The sequence below is a fragment of the Albidovulum sp. genome (assembly GCF_049646345.1).
GTDB lineage: Bacteria > Pseudomonadota > Alphaproteobacteria > Rhodobacterales > Rhodobacteraceae > Albidovulum.
This window is the reverse complement of sequence record NZ_JBARVQ010000338.1, coordinates 1-2,195: the sequence shown is the minus strand read 5'-3', so window position 1 is coordinate 2,195 and position 2,195 is coordinate 1. Positions and strand designations below refer to the sequence as shown.

2 protein-coding genes are annotated in these 2,195 nt (G+C 61.6%); one reads left to right on the top strand and one right to left on the bottom strand.

The window, feature by feature from the left end:
• Positions 1 to 346, top strand: a 346-nt coding sequence (locus WBB85_RS08475) for a hypothetical protein (RefSeq protein ID WP_432638185.1), incomplete at its 5' end; no start/stop codon positions are given.
• A 9-nt stretch (positions 347 to 355) separates the two neighbouring features.
• Here WBB85_RS08475 and uvrC read toward each other — a convergent pair.
• Positions 356 to 2,195 (bottom strand): excinuclease ABC subunit UvrC (gene uvrC / locus WBB85_RS08470; RefSeq protein ID WP_432638184.1); only part of this gene is annotated, 1,840 nt, incomplete at its 5' end.

Sequence of the window (2,195 nt, the reverse complement as noted above, 5' to 3'; positions counted from 1 at the left end):
TCTCAACCGTGCGCAACTGCCGGGCCGCCCCGACGATCTTAGCAATCTGATGATCTACGATTTTGAAACCGACGAAGTGACCCTGGTTCATCCAGGGGTCGTTCAGCAAGCCGGATTGAGAAGCCCGTCCGAAGGCCTCGCCGACTATTTGCCTTCGGGTCACATCATGGTGGAGGAGGAGAACTCTGGCCGCATCCTGATCATCGCGCCGGATGGCACTCTTGCAGCGGAGTTCATCAATTCGGGCAGTGACGGTAAGGCCTACCACCTCGGCTGGAGTCGCTATATCGGACAAGAAGATGGCGATGTCATTCGTCAGGCGGTCGATGGCGTAGACTGCAGCTGACAACGTGTGTCACGGGCTCGCATGGAAGAAGTCATAGACTGTCTGAGCGACCTTTTCCGAGATACCGTCCACCGCTTTCAGGTCGTCTAGCCCGGCACGGCTGACCGCCTTCGCGGAACCGAAATGCTGGAGCAGGGCGCGTTTGCGGGTCGCCCCGACACCGGGCACCTCATCCAAGGGCGTGGCCCCAACGGCTTTTGCGCGTTTCGCACGATGCGCACCGATGGCCCAGCGATGCGCCTCGTCCCGCAGGCGCTGGACGAAATAGAGGACGGGCGCATTATGCGGCAGGGCGAAGGGGCGTTTGCCGGGACGGTGGAATTCCTCTTTCCCCGCATCGCGGTCGATCCCCTTGGCGACCCCGATCATGGCGATATCCTCGACGCCCATCTCCTCCATGATTGATGCCACGGCCGAAACCTGCCCGGCGCCGCCGTCGATTAGCAGAAGGTCGGGCCAGGCTTCGGTCTCACGGTCCGGGTCTTCTTTCAGAAGGCGTGCAAAACGCCGGGTCAGCACCTCTTTCATCATGCCGAAATCGTCGCCGGGGGTCAGGTCGGTGCCCTTGATGTTGAACTTGCGGTACTGGCTTTTGATGAACCCTTCTGGCCCCGCAACGACCATCCCGCCGACAGCATTGGTGCCCTGAATGTGCGAGTTGTCGTAAATCTCGATCCGGCGCGGCGGGGCATCGAGGTCGAAGGCCTCGGCCAGCCCGTCAAGAAGCTTGGTCTGTGCCGCACTTTCACTCATCCGCCGCCCGAGGCTTTCGCGGGCATTGCGGGCGGCGTTTTCCACCAGTTCCGCCTTTTCGCCGCGTTGCGGGACGGTGATTTCCACCTTGCGCCCGGCGCGGTCCGACAGAAGCTGGGTCATCAGGTCGGCATCTTCGATCGAATGCGAAAGAAGGATCAGGCGTGGCGGTTCCTTGTCGGTATAGAACTGACCAAGAAAGGCCTCCAGCACCTCTGCCTCTTCCGCACCCGATCCGGTCTTGGGGTAGAAGTCACGGTTGCCCCAGCTTTGATTGGCGCGGATGAAGAAGACCTGCACGCAGGCCTGCCCGCCCTCCATATGCAATGCCACCACATCCGCTTCGGCCACGCCGCGCGGGTTGATGCCCTGCACCTGCTGGATCTGGGTCAGCGCCTTGATCCGGTCGCGCAAGGCGGCGGCGCGTTCGAATTCCATTGCGTCCGAGGCGGCGGCCATATCCTCGGCCAGCTTGGCCTGCACCTGGGTCGAACGGCCTTGCAGGAAGCGTTCGGCATCGGTGACAAGTGCGCCGTACTCGGCCTCATCCACATAGCCGACGCAGGGCGCGGCGCAGCGCTTGATCTGGTGCAGAAGGCAGGGCCGGGTCCGGCCCGCGAACACCGCATCGGAACAATTGCGCAGCAAAAACACCTTCTGAAGCTGGTTCAGCGTGCGGTTCACCGCCCCGGCGCTGGCGAAGGGTCCGTAGTAATCGCCCTTTTCCTTTTTCGCGCCGCGATGCTTCTTGATCTGCGGAAAGGCGTGTTCCTTTGACACGAGGATGTTCGGAAACGACTTGTCGTCTCGCAGCAGGACGTTGAAATACGGCTTCAATTGTTTGATCAGGTTCTGTTCAAGCAGCAGCGCCTCGGTTTCGGTCCGCGTCGTCAGGAACATCATAGAATGGGTGGCGTGGATCATCCGGGCGATCCGCGCCGAATGGCCCGCAGGCCTTGCATAGTTCGAGACCCGCGCCTTCAGGTTCCGTGCCTTGCCGACATAAAGCACGCGACCGTCGGCATCGAGCATGCGGTAGACACCCGGCTGGGCGGTCAGCGTCCTGAGATAGGACTGGATCAGGGCATGGCCACTT